This is a genomic window from Butyrivibrio sp. INlla16 (assembly GCF_900104155.1).
Classification (GTDB): domain Bacteria; phylum Bacillota; class Clostridia; order Lachnospirales; family Lachnospiraceae; genus Butyrivibrio.
Window position 1 is genome coordinate 1 of record NZ_FMYB01000042.1, and the last position, 14701, is coordinate 14701.

A 14701-nucleotide genomic window follows, 5' to 3' on the forward strand; every position below is an offset into this window, starting at 1 on the left:
TTACATTCTCCCGCACAATCATCCCCCTTCCTTTGTTTAAAGTTGTTGTTTGTTGTTACGTTTCTTTGCAGGATTCTTTTTTCTCTCCCGCAGAAGAACTCTTTTGTGATAGAATGGGGAAAGGATAATTTTCAGCAAAATTACTCCTGCAGCCGGTGCAGTGATCTTCCGTCCAAAGAATGAATCCCTGTACTGGCTCCTTTTTTATGCGTTGTACATTCGCCCATGTTGCTGTCATATCCTCTCCTTACGATTGATGGTTACGTGCCGGTCACCGTTCCGGCTTTTGAATCTGCTGCATCTCCCGATGCAGAGTCAGATTCTTTGGCATCCGGTTCAAGAATGACTTCCGTTTCTGCGTTCACAACGGTTTCCGGTGTCAGTACCAGGTCAAGATTGAGATAGTCCTGGACATCGAAAGCATTGCTCTCGTCATAATCCGAAAGCTCCTTGTACCTCGGATGTTTGGTGATATCATACTTGTCTGATAAAAAAGGTCTTACGCCACGGATTCTGCAGATACACTTGCCATTATCCATGACCGCCAGTTCATCCTGAGTCATCAGGTCACGGCCTGTCTTCTGGTAGTTGTTTCCGTAGGTCGGGTTATTTCCTTTCGTATCAGAGGTATTACATAGATCAATTGTTTCTTTTCCCAGCAGGGTATTGAGGTCTTTCAAGGTCGATTCCTCATTGCCTCCAAGGAAAAGCATTGTGTCACAGTTACCCTCGATAGTCTGGGCGTTATCCTTATACAAGGCTTTGAGCTGCGACTTTGACTGCAAAATAATAGAAGCAGAGATCTGTCTGCTTCTGATGGTAGCAATCAGTTTTTCAAATTTAGGTATCTGGCCTATGTTGGCGAACTCGTCACATAGAACCCGCACCGGTACTGGAAGTTTGCCATTATAAACATCATCCGCTGTTTCGCACAGCACGTTGAACAACTGGCTGTACATGATGGATACGATGAAATTGAAAGTATCATCTGTATCTGAAATGATGACAAACAGTGCTGTCTTCTCTGTACCGATGCTTTCAAGATCAAGCTCATCCGCCTTTGTAAGATCACGAAGCTCCGCAACGTCAAATGGAGCAAGCCTTGCACCGCAGCTTATAAGAATAGATTTGGCTGTCTTGCCGGCAGCAAGCTTATATTTTCGATATTGCACTACTGCGAAGTTATCCGGGTACTTCTCTCCCAGTTCGTCAAACATAAGATCAATGGCGTTCTTGAAGCCTTCGTCATCCTCTTTTGTCTCGGACTGGTCGATCATGTTGAGCAGAGTTGTAAAGTTCTGCTCTGATTCAATACAGAAGTAATAGATAGCTCCGATATATGCGCAGTACAGCAGTCTTTCGGCTTTCTGCCAGAAATCTTCACCTGATTGTTCGCCTTCTCCCTTAGTATTTACCATGATGGTATTTACAAGCTTCAGGATATCCTTCTCGCTTTTGATGTAGGCAAACGGATTATATCTGTTGCTCTTCTTGAAATTCACAGTGTTCAGGATGCGTATGTTATAGCCGTGCTTTTGAAGCATGGTGCCGACTTCCCGGACCAGCGTTCCTTTCGGATCTGTTATTACATATGAGCTGTGCATCTGCATGATTGAAGGCTTAACAAAGAACCTTGTCTTACCTGAGCCAGAGCCACCTATTACGAGGATATTTTTATTACGCTCATACTTGGGGCTCTCTGCAGGTGTCATGCGAAGGCACTCTGTCGCTGTAATCGGGATGTTTTTATAGAAGCCTTCTCTATCACGAAACGGCTCTATATCCTTTGCATTTCCCCATCTGGCAGAACCATACTCCCTGCCTTTTCTGAACTCTTTCTTCTGACTCTTTTTATACGTCACTATGCCGTAAAATACTGCTGCTCCGGCAACGCCAACCACATAATCCATCAGGCGAAGGCTCAGTATCGGCCATCTGAAGATATCTGTCATATGTACCATGAAATAATCGAACCCGTCCACTCCCTGATCAACTCCGGTATTATAAACACAGGCGATCTTCATAAAAACATATCCGATAGCTGCATATGGTCCGTATAATAGCAGTGTCTTCTTATCAATCCTGAGCTTGTTTCCTGTAGGCTTGTCCCTCTGGCGGTTAGCCCCTCTCTTTTGTTTCTGCTTTTTCTTATCCAACTGTTATCTCCTCCTCTCTACCGTTCTCTTCCCTGAGATCTGTGTTTGTCCTTGTCACGGTTCTTATTAAGCTTGTCAGCCATCTCCTTGAATATCTTCAGGAGCTTGTTGAATGACCGCTTCGGCATTTCCTGTTTTTTAGCCTGTTTAGCTGCTTCCTTTGCTTTTGTCTTTTCATTCAAAGAAACAAAATCCTTGAAAGCATGTTTCATAAGATCCTGATCAGTAGCCTTTATGAAAACATGATATTTCTTAGGTTGAACCGTATTATCAGTTTTCACACAGTACTTGATACCATACTTTCGGCATACCTTATTCCAGTTCTTCAGGTTAGCATCATCCCCTGCCAGCTCAACGTCTGTCAGGTTACCGCTTGCCTTCTCAAACTTCTTAAGGTCTCGCTGCTCGATCTTCCCGCAGAGAAAATCATTCTTTTTCATAAGACTCTTAACTGCTTCTGCAAACGCTTTTCCAAGTGTCTTACCTGCGGGAACTACTGTGATCTTTAGGATAAAGCCTGTTGCTTTCACACCTCCCTTTACAACAGCACGACCTGCATGATAACCGACATGCTTTGCGGTCTCTTCGTTCTTTTTGACCTGTTCATCTGTCATTGAAGCTGCGCCCAATATTTCTCACCTCCTCCCTCAAATACTTTTTTCTGTTGAAATCGATAATAATATCCGGTTCTATTTCCGTTAGTTCAGAAAACCATCTGGAGTGAAAAAATCTTTCCAACGCCATAATATCCAATAAGGCATACCCATCCTCCACATTTTTGTTAAATCTCTTCAAAGCCTTGATATAATCCTTTTTAGCTTGATCAATAAGTTCAAACCTTAGTTCTTCATAATCCCCCAGTGTAAGATTTATCATCATCTTTTCCTCCAACTACACCACTGGTGTAGTTATAAAAAAAGACGACTGATCTGATGATTCAAGACCAATCGCCCGTTTATAGTGACCATATTCAATTCTCAAACAGTCATACAGTTACAGCTCCAGGTTGAAGAAACAGTGCAGATATCAGATTGATCACAGCCTTGATGATCGTAAAGGCTATCATGACGCTTCCAATAATTCCAGCCATGAGGATATCCAGTATTACAACTCCAACAATCATTGCAAATCCGCCTCTTAGCGGAATAAGATGCACACTATATTTCCAGCCGAATGGTATACCTCCCAGTATCCAAAACTTGATGATAAATTCTGCTTCAAGGAAGATACTGCTACTGATGGCATATGCAATCCCCAGCCATACTGCTGTGATTATTATCGGTGCTACTGTTCCTGTTAATACTTTTCTGATCATATTACATTCCCTCCGTATGTTTAGTTGCAAACAAGCATCTTCTCAAGTTCGTCATAATCATAATCATTTTGCTGAAATTCACAGAAACTGTTTTTCTTTTTAACCGAATTATGTTGTCTTTTTTCATCAGCCCCATTCTGTCTTGATATTTCAGCTCTTTCCTCTGCATACCGATTATGGATATTGTCTGCCATATTCTGCATATCTACAGTGCTGTAATTACTGTACAGAGCTGAAATGAGATAAGTATCAGGTGATGAAATCGGCTTTTCACATTCACGATTTCTTTTGTCCATTCTGGCCAGCGTATATTCTATATGCTTTCTGGACAGCTTGAGGATGATGCTTTTTACAACCCCATATGGAACGTTCCTGCCTTTAATCGAAACCATTTTCCTTGGAACTGCAGCAATCTCAGCCATAGCATGAACCATATCATCAATCCTGTCTTTATCATCAGGTCTATCCTGAACAAGGGATTCATAGCTGATATTCTCTCTTACTATCTGCTCATAGGTTCGCAAAATCTTTATATCTTCATCTTCTTCTATCCTTCCTTCGCAATAGTTGTCACATGATGATTCTTTATAGCCTTTGCCTGAAAGAGAGAATGATTCTCCAGAGATAGTCTCAGTATTATTCTCTATATTTGACCCACATTTTTCGTAACACCCTATGTTGGTTTCTGTATCACCCCTGTGACCTTTTATGTATGTCGGTTCGAATTCGTCACACCCTTCATACAAGGATGCGCTTCCGTCACATGGTGGTACAGATTCGTCACACCCCCTCTGTATTATTTTTTTATGAGCACCAGGTTCATTATTTCCTTTATCTTCAGAAAGCCTTATTTTATCTGGCTTTGCAATCGAATGATTTGATCCCTTCCCCTCAGAATTCTGTATCGTTTTTTCGCAGGGTGGTACATTTTTCGTTCCACCCTGATACCGATCCAGTTCCTGAAGATAGACTTCGTACAGTTCATCTTCATTTTCATCGTCCTCATGAAGATTATCGTGAACTTTTGTACCATCTGCATTAAGAAACGTAAGATCATAAATCGTATTGGCATTCAACTCTATATATGGGTATTTTCCACCTGAAGTAACAACCAAAGTCCTGTTTATAGCGCCAATACTTTCAAGATAGGCCAGTGCTGCAAGAACAGTTCTCTTGGTTTCACCAAACTGTTCTGCTATTTCATTGGCAGTTCTGTATAAAGCTCTACCTCTGAATTTTTTCCTATAGCCAATCAGCTGACCTGTATGTTGATCTCTAACCTCTGTAGGTCTATACCAATAAAGAAAATCTGCCAGAATTATAATTGCCAGAAGATATGGTTTCTTCTTTTCAGTATCAGGTTTAAGGATTCTATGATACCAGTTATGAGGAATTATATTACCCTCGAAATGCATTTCTCCAAGCATGTCCACATTATAGTTACCTGATGATCTGAGCATTATCTCACCTCCCATTTTTCTTCAAGGAGCTGGATAATCTCAGCTTCTATCTGTTCTTTCGTATAGCTTACAGGGAAGAATCTCCTCACCTTATCTGCAGGTATCGTAATTCTCATTATTCCTTCGTGACTATCATCCATAATACTGTCAATTACTGCCGCAGTAAGTTTTCCTTCCTGCGCAAATTTCCTGATTCTCTCTGCTTTAAGCATTGATAAGCCAGGATGATTTACATCAAGCTTGCCAAAGAGAAGTTCCTGCTGCGTTTCAGTCAGATATGACAATTCAACAGCAGGTCGAATTTTTATCAATTCCGAATCCACCAGATTCAGCATGTCTTCTGTCAGATTAGTCAGTCTGATATATCTGCGAACAGTCTCCCTGCTTGCATCATCTTCTTCTCCCACCTGCTCCACTGATAGTTTCTGCACCAGTGGTGTAGTAGCTGATTTCTTTTGTTCCTTTACAGCGTCAAGACGCATCTTATATGAGAATGCTTTCTCTGAAGGAAGGATATGTTCTCTTTGCAGATTGGAATCAACCATCGCAAGCACTGCGTCTGTATCAGAAAGATCTTTTACTATGGCAGGTATTACATCAATTTTCAGATTGCTGGCTGCATGAGCTCTTCTATGTCCGGAAATAATTTCATAGCGTCCATCACTCTTTTTTCTTACAACAATAGGAATCAAGATTCCATTTATAGATATGCTGTCCATGAGAGCGTACATTTCATCATTATCAAGCACTTTAAACGGATGATCATGAAAAGAATCTAGTTCGGAAAGCTTTATATTCTGTACAGCCTGAAGATCCTGTTCCGTTATAATATTGGTCTGAAGGTAACTACTAAGACCTTCCTCCTGAATGTCTGAAAATGACTCTGTTTCAACCCTTTTTAAATTCCTCCCGTATTTACTCATTATGCAAGCACCTCCCTTACCAGTTTGGTATATGCCCAGGCCGCCTTAGAAGAAGGTGCAAGGTCAAATATACTTACTCCGTAGGAGGGAGCATTTGCAATATCTGCAAGTCTTGGAATCGAATGCTCAAAAATATGTATATCATTGCCGTATTTCTGCTCTACATCATCCTTGATGTTTCTTGTTTCAATCTGGGTGGCTGTATCAATCGTATAAACAATCCCCCCAAACTTAAGCCCGGGGTTATACGTCTTCTGTGCATTCAGCACCAGCTTAGTGAGATCAGCAAGTCCGTCAGTACCGTATTTAGTAGGCTGAACAGGAATTATTATGAAATCAGCAGCCCCTAATGCATTGATTGTCAGCATATCAAGTGCCGGTGGCGTATCAATCACAATGATGTCATAATCATTGTCCACGCAATCCAGAACGTTCTTCAGAACAAGTTCTTTATTCTCTCCAAGAGATGCCAGAAGTGCATTTGCTGATACAAGAATCTTATTTGCCGGTATCAGATCCAACGATATTATGTCTGTTCTGTACTTGCAGATTACGTCAGAAACCTCATATTCCACTTCTGATGCCTCATTCTGAAGAAGATTCATAACTGTCTGTGCTCGCTTCTTAGAAAAGCCCAGTCCTGAAGTAGCATTTCCCTGAGAATCCATATCAACTACCAGAACTCTCTTCCCTTCCATGGCAGCTCCTGCTGCAAAATTGATCGTTGTAGTTGTCTTAGATACTCCGCCTTTCTGATTACATACTGTGTATATTGTTGCCATGATAATTTCCTTTCTGCGCTCTAAACGCCGGGGAGCATTAGCTCCTATTTTTATTTGTTTTGTTAGTGCTTTGAATCAGATTTTCCTTTGCCTTTTACAAAGGGGTGTTTCTTGATCTTTTGATTGCAGTGCTTCAAATTGTCCCGCTTGTTCTGATAAATATGCGGTTCAACTACCACATCAGCCTGCATTGCTCTCTCCAGGAACCTGTTAAACCACTTCAGTTCCCATTCCGGTCCGCTTGTTTTGACTTCAATCATGCATTGCCCTCCTTGTGTTTTGCCCCTATAACGCAAAAAGGGATACCCGCTAATATAACGAGTATCCCTAAACTTGCGCTTCTGCGCTGTTATTCAATTACTTTTGTATACAGGATATGTAGTTGCAACTCATACCATATCATAGCTTAATTCTTATCCTGATGTTGCATCCTACTCCATATCCAATTCTATAAAACAGGTTTTAACGTTGCATCCTACTCCACGTTTAGAACCGAAGTAGATTCTTTCCACATATTTTTTCTAAAACAAGATTTGTTCTATAAATTCAAGATAATATTATCTGATCTCTGAAAATCAGCTATTTTCCTCTGCGAGGATCTCTCCTCTGATTACAACCGAAACAGATATCTTCTTTATGTTACTTCTTACTCTGGAACCTTCAGGTCCGCCAACGCGTCTGTCAAATCGCTTGCAGTCCGCATCCATACTGAATTTCAGGATTTCGATATAGGATTCTTTGAAGGCATCCGTTGTAGCAACACCACTGTCTCGATACTCCTGGTAAACGGGAACATATCAACCGGTATGATTCGCTCCGCTTTGTAACCATTCTTGGTTATAATCTCCAGGTCATTTGCAAGAGAATCGGGGCTGCAGGAAATATATACAACACGGTCGGGATTCAGCTTGAACATAGAGCCGAGGAAAATATCGGTTGAACCTGAACGCGGCGGATCCATGAAGACAATATCTGCGTGATCTCCCGCCTCTGCCATCTGCACCATGAACTTGCTGGCGTCATTTTCATATACCGTGATATTCTTAATTTCATTCATTTTTGCATTTAATCTTGCATCACGAACAGCATCCTTGTTGATTTCCACACTGATAACTTCACCGGCCTTCGGGCTTGCAATAATACCAATAGTTCCAACGCCGCAGTAGCAGTCAAGGACTGTCTCTTTTCCGGTAAGTCCCGCAAGTTCAACCGCTTTGGAATAAAGCTTCTCTGTCTGAACAGGGTTAACCTGATAGAAGGACTTGGGTGAAATCTTGAATTTCATGCCGCATACGGTATCGTAGATAAAGCCGGGTCCGTAGATTGCCTTCTCTTTATCGCCGAGAATCATGCTTGTATGCTTATCATTGACGTTAATAACAATTGTTGTTATTTCCGGATGTTCTTTCAGCAATGCCTTCACGAAATTGTTCTTCGAAGGAAGAATCGGCGATGTCAACACAAGAACTACCATTATCTCTCCGGTATTGTGTCCAACTCTTATAAGAACATGTCTGAACAGGCCAAATCCGTTGTCCTCATCATAAGTTTTAATCTTGAAGGACTTGAGCATTCCTCGGATGGTTGCAATAATAGCATCTGCTTTTTCATTCTCAAGATAGCATGCGTCAACAGGGACTACATCATGAGTCCCTTCTTTATATATTCCGGATACAGGATTACCCTTTCTGTCATGAGTGAAAACCGCATGAACTTTACATCTGTAATGCTCCGGATGTTCCATCTCCATGAAGGGCTCAACTTTTCCATATTTTCCGATAAGTTCTTCAACTCTTTTGTGCTTTCTTTTGATCTGCTCTTTGTAGGGCACGTCGATCATCTGACAGCCGCCGCACTTTTTGGAAACAGGACACTTGCTGGGTGCCTTTTTGACAGAAGGCTTCTTAGCAGCACCGGCTCCTTTGGGCGTAAAGCGACGTTTAGTTGTTTCGTTCTTTCTTGGTGTATTATCTTTATTCATTATTTATACCCTCATGCGTCAGCTTCGCTGACACCTTCTCCCTTAGGGAGAAGGCACAAATATCTCTTTTTTAGTCTGAAAAACCTCCGGCTATTCCGGAGGTCTGACATTATTTCTTCTTGGGTTTGTTCTTACTGTTTCTGCCTCTTCTATCGCCAAAATCTCTGATCTTGACATCCTCAAGACCGGAAACAAGCTCCATAGCACGCTCAACATCTGCTCTGTTGATACGGATTGTACACATAATTTTATCCTTATCAGATCCGAACAGACGCTGCAGGAAGCTCTTGTCCTGCCAGTCAATGTAGTAAGAAATACGGTTCGCCAGGAAACGCTCTTCTAATATTCTCTTGCTCTCTTTGCTGTAAACTCTGCAAAAAGAAACTTCATTATTAAACACCTGATCATTTTGTATAATAGATGACATAAATCGTTCAAATCCTCTCAATCTATCTGAAATCCACTATATTTTACACTAGCCCAATCATGTTTGTAAATAACACTTCAGAACATTCGCAAAACCGCTTATTTTTACACATTCTTTATAGTGTTAATGGTCTTTTCATTTGAAAAATCAGGGGTATGGGTGTAAAAATAAAGTAGGAGTAGTATACAAACAGCATGGATGCTGTTTTTCCGGGTGTCTATAGCCCCGAAGATCAAAGGAGTGATGTATATGGGAATAAACGTTAACATGGATTATTCCACCCTATTTAGCAGTATGTCCGGTAGTTCTTCATCGACCAACTTCATGTCCGGACTGTCAAGTATGCTTTCCGATTACTCCTCCATCAAAAACGGAAGTTATGGAAAGCTGGTTTCAGCATATTACAAGAAAATAGACAGCGAAAAAGCAGATTCTACAGATAAAACCGAAAAAGAATCCACACGACAGACCACCGAGACCGAAAAGTCCAAAGCCGCAGAAAAAAAACAATACTCAGCTATTTCATCCAATGCTAAGGATGTTGCATCAAAACTTGATACTCTGTCCAAGACCGGCGACAACTCTGTTTTCGAAAAGACGTGGCAGACTGTCAAGGATGAGGATGGTACTGAATCAAAAGTTTACGACTATGACATGTCAAAAATATCAAGTGCCGTTTCAAATTTTGTAAGCAGCTATAATAAGCTTATTGATTCCACCGGAGATATTTCTGATGTAACAACAGATACAAGAGCAAGCTATCTCGGAAAGATAACCAATTCCTATAAGAGTGAGCTCTCCTCAATAGGAATCAGCATCAAAGATGATGGCAAGCTCTCGCTCGACAAAGATAAACTTAAAGCTGCAGGAGCAGAAGCCACACAGAATATATTTACCCAGAAAGCAGGCTTTGGTTATAAAGTATCTCAGGCTGCAACAAGTCTTGAGACCTCCGCTTCAAGAGCAGCTTCAAGCTCTTCAACCTACTCAAAGACAGGAACCATGAATTCGGATCTATCCTCTATTTTGGATTCCTTTATCTGATGAATGGTGAACGTTCGCCGAAAGGCGTACTTAAGAATAGCCGCCGCTATCGGCCTTATGGCTGATGCGGCGGCATTTGATTGTCCATATTTTATAATAAAATTACTGACCTGAGGTAATCTCCTCAACACGGTTAGCATATTTCACTCTGTATACTCTGCGAAGAGATTCATTTATTCTCTCCTCACTTATCGTACCGTTCTGTACTGCTGCAAGTACTCCCTGATAAGCATCAACAAAATCCGCAGGAAGGAAGATCATATCCGCACCTGCCTGGATAGCTGCTACAGCTGCATCTGCAGAGGAATATCTGTCTGCAAGATCTGAAAGTGAATCGGTAATTATTATTCCGTCAAATCCAAGCTGCCCTCTAAGAAGATCCTGTACAACAACAGAGCTGAGACATGAAGGTGTTTCATCACCGGTGATTCCCATTGAAGGTGCAGTACATACCATTATCATGCTTGCACCGGCGTCAATTCCTGCCCTGAAGGGGCTAAGTGCATCCTGAAGTCCTTCTATGGAATTCCCGCTGTTTATAGTCTCCGGGAAATACTGAAGTCCTGCGGATACCCCAAAGGACTGAAGTCCCTCAACGGTTTTTGCAACCATCGCTGAAACGTTCTGCGGATCAGTACCGAATGATGTGCCTGAATCAGTCAGATTGGCATTTACGCCAACATTCAGATTAAAACCGTAGGCATTGAGATAGTCTGCAACTCTTGAAGCAGTATTATAAGCCTCATCGGCGTTACCGGAAGCCCCAAGCTCTGTGGGAGACGCCACCGGATCAAGCCCAAGTCCGTTTGCCACAAGGCTCTTCTCTCCGCCAACCTCTGTGGTTGATATGAAAAGCGGGTACTTGCTCATTGATGCTGTAGAGCTGAGCATATCCTTGATCTGAGCCTCATCCTTGATGTTCTTGGTTACATAGAAAAGTCCACCGACTGCATACTGAGAAAGTGCATCCTGCGTAGCTGTACCGGCCTTGACTACAGCATCCGAGCCTGTAAGCTGCTCGGGTGATACCATAAATAGGCCTGCCACTCTGTCCTCAAGCGGCATCTCGGAAATGCAGGTATCCACAATATTATCAAGCATAGCGTCAGTACTCTGAACCTCTGATTCAGTAATATTCTCCTCAGGAGAAGCCACTGCTGCCTGCTCTGCTCCCACCTGCTTAGCTTCAGCCACTGCCTCCTCCACTGAAGCATTATAGTCCTTAACGGCCTTCACGATGCTATTAACGCCAAGAAAGGCGGCTGAAACAACAGAAACACCCAAAACACCGGTTATAACATAGGCTGTAACCTGTGCCTTGATCCTGCGTTGTCTCCTAAGCTCTCTGCGAACATCTCTTTCAGAACCGTTACTTATATTCATTTTGTCTTCCATATATCCTCCCCATGGAAAATCCCCTAAAAAACTTAGATTTAGTATATCATACTAAAACCACAATTTCTACCACTTTGGAAGATGTTGGACACAAAATATTGTAGAATTATGTAGAAGACCACCATAAACGCTAGAGATGGAATTTTGCTTGCAAAATACCTGCGCCGAGCGCAGTTGCCGAAGGCAACAAATTCAATATGCGCTCGTGTGCATAATTCCCTTATTCGTTTTGCGCAGCAAAACGAATAAGGGCGGATGCATTTCTATCTATGCATTCGCCCTTACTCATGTTCAAATTGTGTTTCGTTGTCCAATGGACTTTCCTCCACTTTCTCAACTCTGCCCGTTCCATTAACCTTTGCACTCGTATGCTGTGACGGATGATACGACGATCATGCTAAACGCCACCATGTCATGTACTAAGACTCGTTGTGATGGAAATTCACTATTGTTTGTGGTGTTAAATAGTTCGGCGGTCTGTACCTTCCTTTCCGAAAAATTTAATAACTAAGAATTAGAGTAAAAACTTAAGTTCCCTTTGGACCGTACCTCCATTTCTTTCAGCACCCTGCTGAATTCTCTGAAAGAAGTTTTCTCTTTCTCTTATCTTTAATCGTAGTATACACATGCCGGATATAATTGTCAATACATTTTTAAAAAAATATTTTTGATATTAGATTATTCCGTATAAAAATATCGATTATCTGATAAATTGTTTGTAATAGCCGTAATATTTGCACAATTCAAAATACCGAATTCTCTTCTCGAAATAAAGTATAAAATCAAAAGAAAAAAGCTGGCCCTAAATATAAAAATTTAAGGTCAGCTCTAATATTTTGCTAAATTTTTTATATAAGCGGATATTTTGCAGTCAATTCTTTGATGATTGCTCTTGCCTCATCATTTTTCTCGCCTTTTCCTTTGATTACGATTGAAATTGCTTCCGCAATTTTATCCATATCCTCCTCGTTCATTCCGCGGGTAGTAACTGCAGGAGTTCCGAGTCTGATACCGCTTGTAACAAAGGGAGACTGCTTTTCATTGGGTATTGTATTCTTGTTTGCAGTGATGTGTGCATCATCAAGCCATGCCTCAACATCCTTACCTGTGAGATCAAAATTGGTAAGATCGATAAGCATGAGGTGGTTGTCTGTACCGCCCGAAACGATCTTAACACCTCTGCTCATAAGGCCTTCACTGAGTGCCTTTGCATTTTTCACAATCTGCTGCTGATATTCCTTGAACTCGGGAGTAAGAGCTTCCTTGAAGCATACTGCCTTAGCAGCTACAACGTGCTCAAGCGGGCCACCCTGGATTCCGGGGAATACAGCCTTGTTGAACTTATACTTATCCTGAGCTTCCTGATTCCAGAGAATAAGTCCTCCTCTGGGTCCTCTTAAGGTCTTGTGAGTTGTGGTTGTAACAACATCAGCATACGGGAATGGGCTCGGATGAACGCCTGCTGCAACAAGTCCTGCAATATGAGCGATATCAGCCATAAGAACAGCACCGCAAAGATCAGCTGCCTCACGGAACTTCGCAAAATCGATTGTTCTGCAGTATGCAGATGCACCTGCGATGATAAGCTTAGGCTGATGCTCCTTGGCAAGCCTCTTGACCTCTTCATAATCGATGAAGCCATTCTCATCAACACCATAAGCCACTACATTGTAATATGTACCGGAGATATTAGCCGGGCTTCCGTGTGAAAGATGTCCGCCCTGACTGAGGTTCATACCGAGAATTGTGTCACCGGGCTTTAAGAGTGCAAACTGAACTGCGAGATTAGCCTGCGCTCCGGAATGAGGCTGAACATTTGCATAGTCACAATGGAAAAGCTCTTTTGCTCTGTCTCTTGCAATGTTCTCTACCTTATCTACTACATAGCATCCGCCGTAGTAACGTTTTCCCGGAAGGCCCTCCGCATACTTGTTGGTAAGGGGACTACCCATAGCTGCCATAACAGCCTTACTTACCCAGTTTTCAGATGCGATCAGCTCAATATGATCGTTCTGACGCTCCATCTCCTCTACGATGAGGTCAGCGATCTCAGGATCGACATTTTTTACTTCATCCAATGAATACATACCGGCATTTCCTCCACTTCGATAATTTGACGTTTTAATGTGTTAAAGCAATTGTGAAGTATCATAGCATATAATGATATAGGTGTCAAAACAGAAATCATTTGATAAAATGAATAAGAGTTTTATTTCGGGAGCGTGTGAAATAATGTTTTATTGTATAGTTAACCCTTCAGCAAGATCTGGTAATGGCAAAAATATCTACAACATTTTTGAGGAAAAGTGCAAGACTCTGGGGAAACCCTATAAGGTTGTCTTTACCAAGGGCCCCGGGCACGCCATGAGCGTTGTGAAGAAGCTTACTGAAAAGAAGATCGGTGAAGATTCTTCAGAGCCTATAAATATTGTTGTAATGGGTGGAGACGGCACCCTGAATGAAGTAATATCCGGCATTCAGGATTTTGACAGAGCGCGCCTCGGCGTTGTTCCGCTTGGATCCGGAAATGATTTTGTCCGCGATCTGGATTTTCCGAAAAATCCAGAAGACCTGATAGATCGAATTTTGAAGGAAGAAGTAGTAAGAAAGCTGGATATAGGCAATGTTCATTATGATCATATGACAAAGACCTTCTCCAGACTTCACGATGAGAGAATCGCTTCCGACAGACGTTTTGATGTCAGTGCAGGAATAGGTTTTGACGCCGCGGTTTGTGAAGAAGCACTTTCTTCAAATACTAAGAATTTCCTGAACAGGCTGGGCCTTGGTAAACTCACCTACGGTTCGATTGCAATCAGGCAAATACTTCACGCCGATCAGCCCTCCTGTGATATTGAGACGGATGATAATCAACACATTCACATAGACCATCTCATTTTTGCAGCAGCCATGATCCACCACTATGAAGGCGGCGGCTTTAAGTTCGCCCCGGATGCGGATCTGCAGGATGGCTATTTTGATCTCATTGCAGGCGGCGACATGAGCACATTTCGGATCTTTAAAGCACTGCCCCTGGCCTTTTTCGGAAAACACTATGGTCAGAAAGGAATCCACCATATAAGAGCAAAGGAAATAAAAATCCGTACCGCTCTTCCTTTATGGGTTCATACCGACGGAGAGGTTTTATTAAAATCCGATGCTATTACGCTCACCTGTTTACAACAAAAACTGAGCCTTTTATCGTGAAAAACGTATAG

At 42.0% G+C, this 14701-nt stretch carries 15 protein-coding genes; 2 read left to right on the forward strand and 13 right to left on the reverse strand.

Features of this window, described 5'->3' with window-relative positions; genetic code table 11:
• Positions 1–260 precede the first annotated feature (260 nt).
• From BLR42_RS16460 to BLR42_RS16505, 11 genes are all read right to left on the reverse strand, one after another.
• Entirely contained in the window at positions 261–2081 is a 1821-nt protein-coding gene (locus tag BLR42_RS16460) for a VirD4-like conjugal transfer protein, CD1115 family (RefSeq protein ID WP_242879391.1), read from the reverse strand.
• 92 nt (positions 2082–2173) lie between these two features.
• The gene (locus BLR42_RS16465) at positions 2174–2785 is read right to left on the reverse strand and encodes a PcfB family protein (RefSeq protein ID WP_139165189.1); all 612 of its coding nucleotides are present in this window, start codon (positions 2783–2785) and stop codon (positions 2174–2176) included.
• Entirely contained in the window at positions 2760–3035 is a 276-nt protein-coding gene (locus tag BLR42_RS16470; RefSeq protein WP_091871412.1) for a hypothetical protein, read from the reverse strand. The genes BLR42_RS16465 and BLR42_RS16470 overlap by 26 nt, the downstream gene beginning before the upstream one ends.
• A 106-nt stretch (positions 3036–3141) precedes the next feature.
• Positions 3142–3471 carry a hypothetical protein gene (locus tag BLR42_RS16475; protein ID WP_091871415.1) on the reverse strand — a complete coding sequence of 110 codons (330 nt, stop codon included), beginning with the start codon at positions 3469–3471 and terminating at the stop codon, positions 3142–3144.
• A gap of 20 nt (positions 3472–3491) precedes the next feature.
• Entirely contained in the window at positions 3492–4931 is a 1440-nt protein-coding gene (locus BLR42_RS16480; RefSeq protein WP_091871416.1) for a DUF6017 domain-containing protein, read from the reverse strand.
• Entirely contained in the window at positions 4931–5854 is a 924-nt protein-coding gene (locus tag BLR42_RS16485) for a ParB/RepB/Spo0J family partition protein (protein WP_091871420.1), read from the reverse strand. The genes BLR42_RS16480 and BLR42_RS16485 overlap by 1 nt, the downstream gene beginning before the upstream one ends.
• Positions 5854–6636 carry a ParA family protein gene (locus BLR42_RS16490; protein WP_091871423.1) on the reverse strand — a complete coding sequence of 261 codons (783 nt, stop codon included), beginning with the start codon at positions 6634–6636 and terminating at the stop codon, positions 5854–5856. The genes BLR42_RS16485 and BLR42_RS16490 overlap by 1 nt, the downstream gene beginning before the upstream one ends.
• Before the next feature lie 62 nt (positions 6637–6698).
• Positions 6699–6896 carry a hypothetical protein gene (locus BLR42_RS16495; RefSeq protein ID WP_091871425.1) on the reverse strand — a complete coding sequence of 66 codons (198 nt, stop codon included), beginning with the start codon at positions 6894–6896 and terminating at the stop codon, positions 6699–6701.
• A 315-nt stretch (positions 6897–7211) separates the two neighbouring features.
• Positions 7212–7343, reverse strand: a complete 132-nt coding sequence (locus BLR42_RS23810) for a hypothetical protein (RefSeq protein ID WP_278289364.1) — start codon at positions 7341–7343, stop codon at positions 7212–7214.
• 8 nt (positions 7344–7351) lie between these two features.
• Positions 7352–8617 carry a 23S rRNA (uracil(1939)-C(5))-methyltransferase RlmD gene (gene rlmD / locus BLR42_RS16500; protein ID WP_091871428.1) on the reverse strand — a complete coding sequence of 422 codons (1266 nt, stop codon included), beginning with the start codon at positions 8615–8617 and terminating at the stop codon, positions 7352–7354.
• Between the two features lie 109 nt (positions 8618–8726).
• Entirely contained in the window at positions 8727–9044 is a 318-nt protein-coding gene (locus BLR42_RS16505) for a hypothetical protein (protein ID WP_091871430.1), read from the reverse strand.
• Positions 9045–9293: 249 nt separating this feature from the next.
• Here BLR42_RS16505 and fliD point away from each other — a divergent pair, with 249 nt between their 5' ends.
• On the forward strand, positions 9294–10088 hold the full coding sequence (fliD, locus tag BLR42_RS16510) for a flagellar filament capping protein FliD (RefSeq protein ID WP_091871433.1): 795 nt from the start codon (positions 9294–9296) through the stop codon (positions 10086–10088).
• 102 nt (positions 10089–10190) lie between these two features.
• Here fliD and BLR42_RS16515 read toward each other — a convergent pair whose 3' ends face one another.
• Together BLR42_RS16515 and glyA are read right to left on the reverse strand one after the other, a co-directional pair.
• Positions 10191–11483 carry a glycoside hydrolase family 3 N-terminal domain-containing protein gene (locus BLR42_RS16515; protein WP_049946116.1) on the reverse strand — a complete coding sequence of 431 codons (1293 nt, stop codon included), beginning with the start codon at positions 11481–11483 and terminating at the stop codon, positions 10191–10193.
• An 848-nt stretch (positions 11484–12331) separates the two neighbouring features.
• Entirely contained in the window at positions 12332–13570 is a 1239-nt protein-coding gene (gene glyA, locus BLR42_RS16520; RefSeq protein WP_091871435.1) for a serine hydroxymethyltransferase, read from the reverse strand.
• A 145-nt stretch (positions 13571–13715) separates the two neighbouring features.
• Between glyA and BLR42_RS16525 the strand changes: the two genes are divergently transcribed.
• Positions 13716–14690, forward strand: coding sequence for a diacylglycerol/lipid kinase family protein (locus tag BLR42_RS16525; protein WP_091871438.1), 975 nt, complete (start codon positions 13716–13718; stop codon positions 14688–14690).
• The last annotated feature ends 11 nt before the right edge of the window (positions 14691–14701 follow it).

Bases quoted from the DNA above. Each gene is read 5' to 3' on its own strand.
- BLR42_RS16470 (WP_091871412.1), bottom strand. From the start codon at position 3,035: ATGATGATAAATCTTACACTGGGGGATTATGAAGAACTAAGGTTTGAA.
- BLR42_RS16475 (WP_091871415.1), bottom strand. From the start codon at position 3,471: ATGATCAGAAAAGTATTAACAGGAACAGTAGCACCGATAATAATCACA.
- BLR42_RS16480 (WP_091871416.1), bottom strand. From the start codon at position 4,931: ATGCTCAGATCATCAGGTAACTATAATGTGGACATGCTTGGAGAAATG.
- BLR42_RS16485 (WP_091871420.1), bottom strand. From the start codon at position 5,854: ATGAGTAAATACGGGAGGAATTTAAAAAGGGTTGAAACAGAGTCATTT.
- BLR42_RS16490 (WP_091871423.1), bottom strand. From the start codon at position 6,636: ATGGCAACAATATACACAGTATGTAATCAGAAAGGCGGAGTATCTAAG.
- BLR42_RS16495 (WP_091871425.1), bottom strand. From the start codon at position 6,896: ATGATTGAAGTCAAAACAAGCGGACCGGAATGGGAACTGAAGTGGTTT.
- BLR42_RS23810 (WP_278289364.1), bottom strand. From the start codon at position 7,343: ATGGATGCGGACTGCAAGCGATTTGACAGACGCGTTGGCGGACCTGAA.
- rlmD (WP_091871428.1), bottom strand. From the start codon at position 8,617: ATGAATAAAGATAATACACCAAGAAAGAACGAAACAACTAAACGTCGC.
- BLR42_RS16505 (WP_091871430.1), bottom strand. From the start codon at position 9,044: ATGTCATCTATTATACAAAATGATCAGGTGTTTAATAATGAAGTTTCT.
- fliD (WP_091871433.1), top strand. From the start codon at position 9,294: ATGGGAATAAACGTTAACATGGATTATTCCACCCTATTTAGCAGTATG.
- BLR42_RS16515 (WP_049946116.1), bottom strand. From the start codon at position 11,483: ATGGAAGACAAAATGAATATAAGTAACGGTTCTGAAAGAGATGTTCGC.
- glyA (WP_091871435.1), bottom strand. From the start codon at position 13,570: ATGTATTCATTGGATGAAGTAAAAAATGTCGATCCTGAGATCGCTGAC.
- BLR42_RS16525 (WP_091871438.1), top strand. From the start codon at position 13,716: ATGTTTTATTGTATAGTTAACCCTTCAGCAAGATCTGGTAATGGCAAA.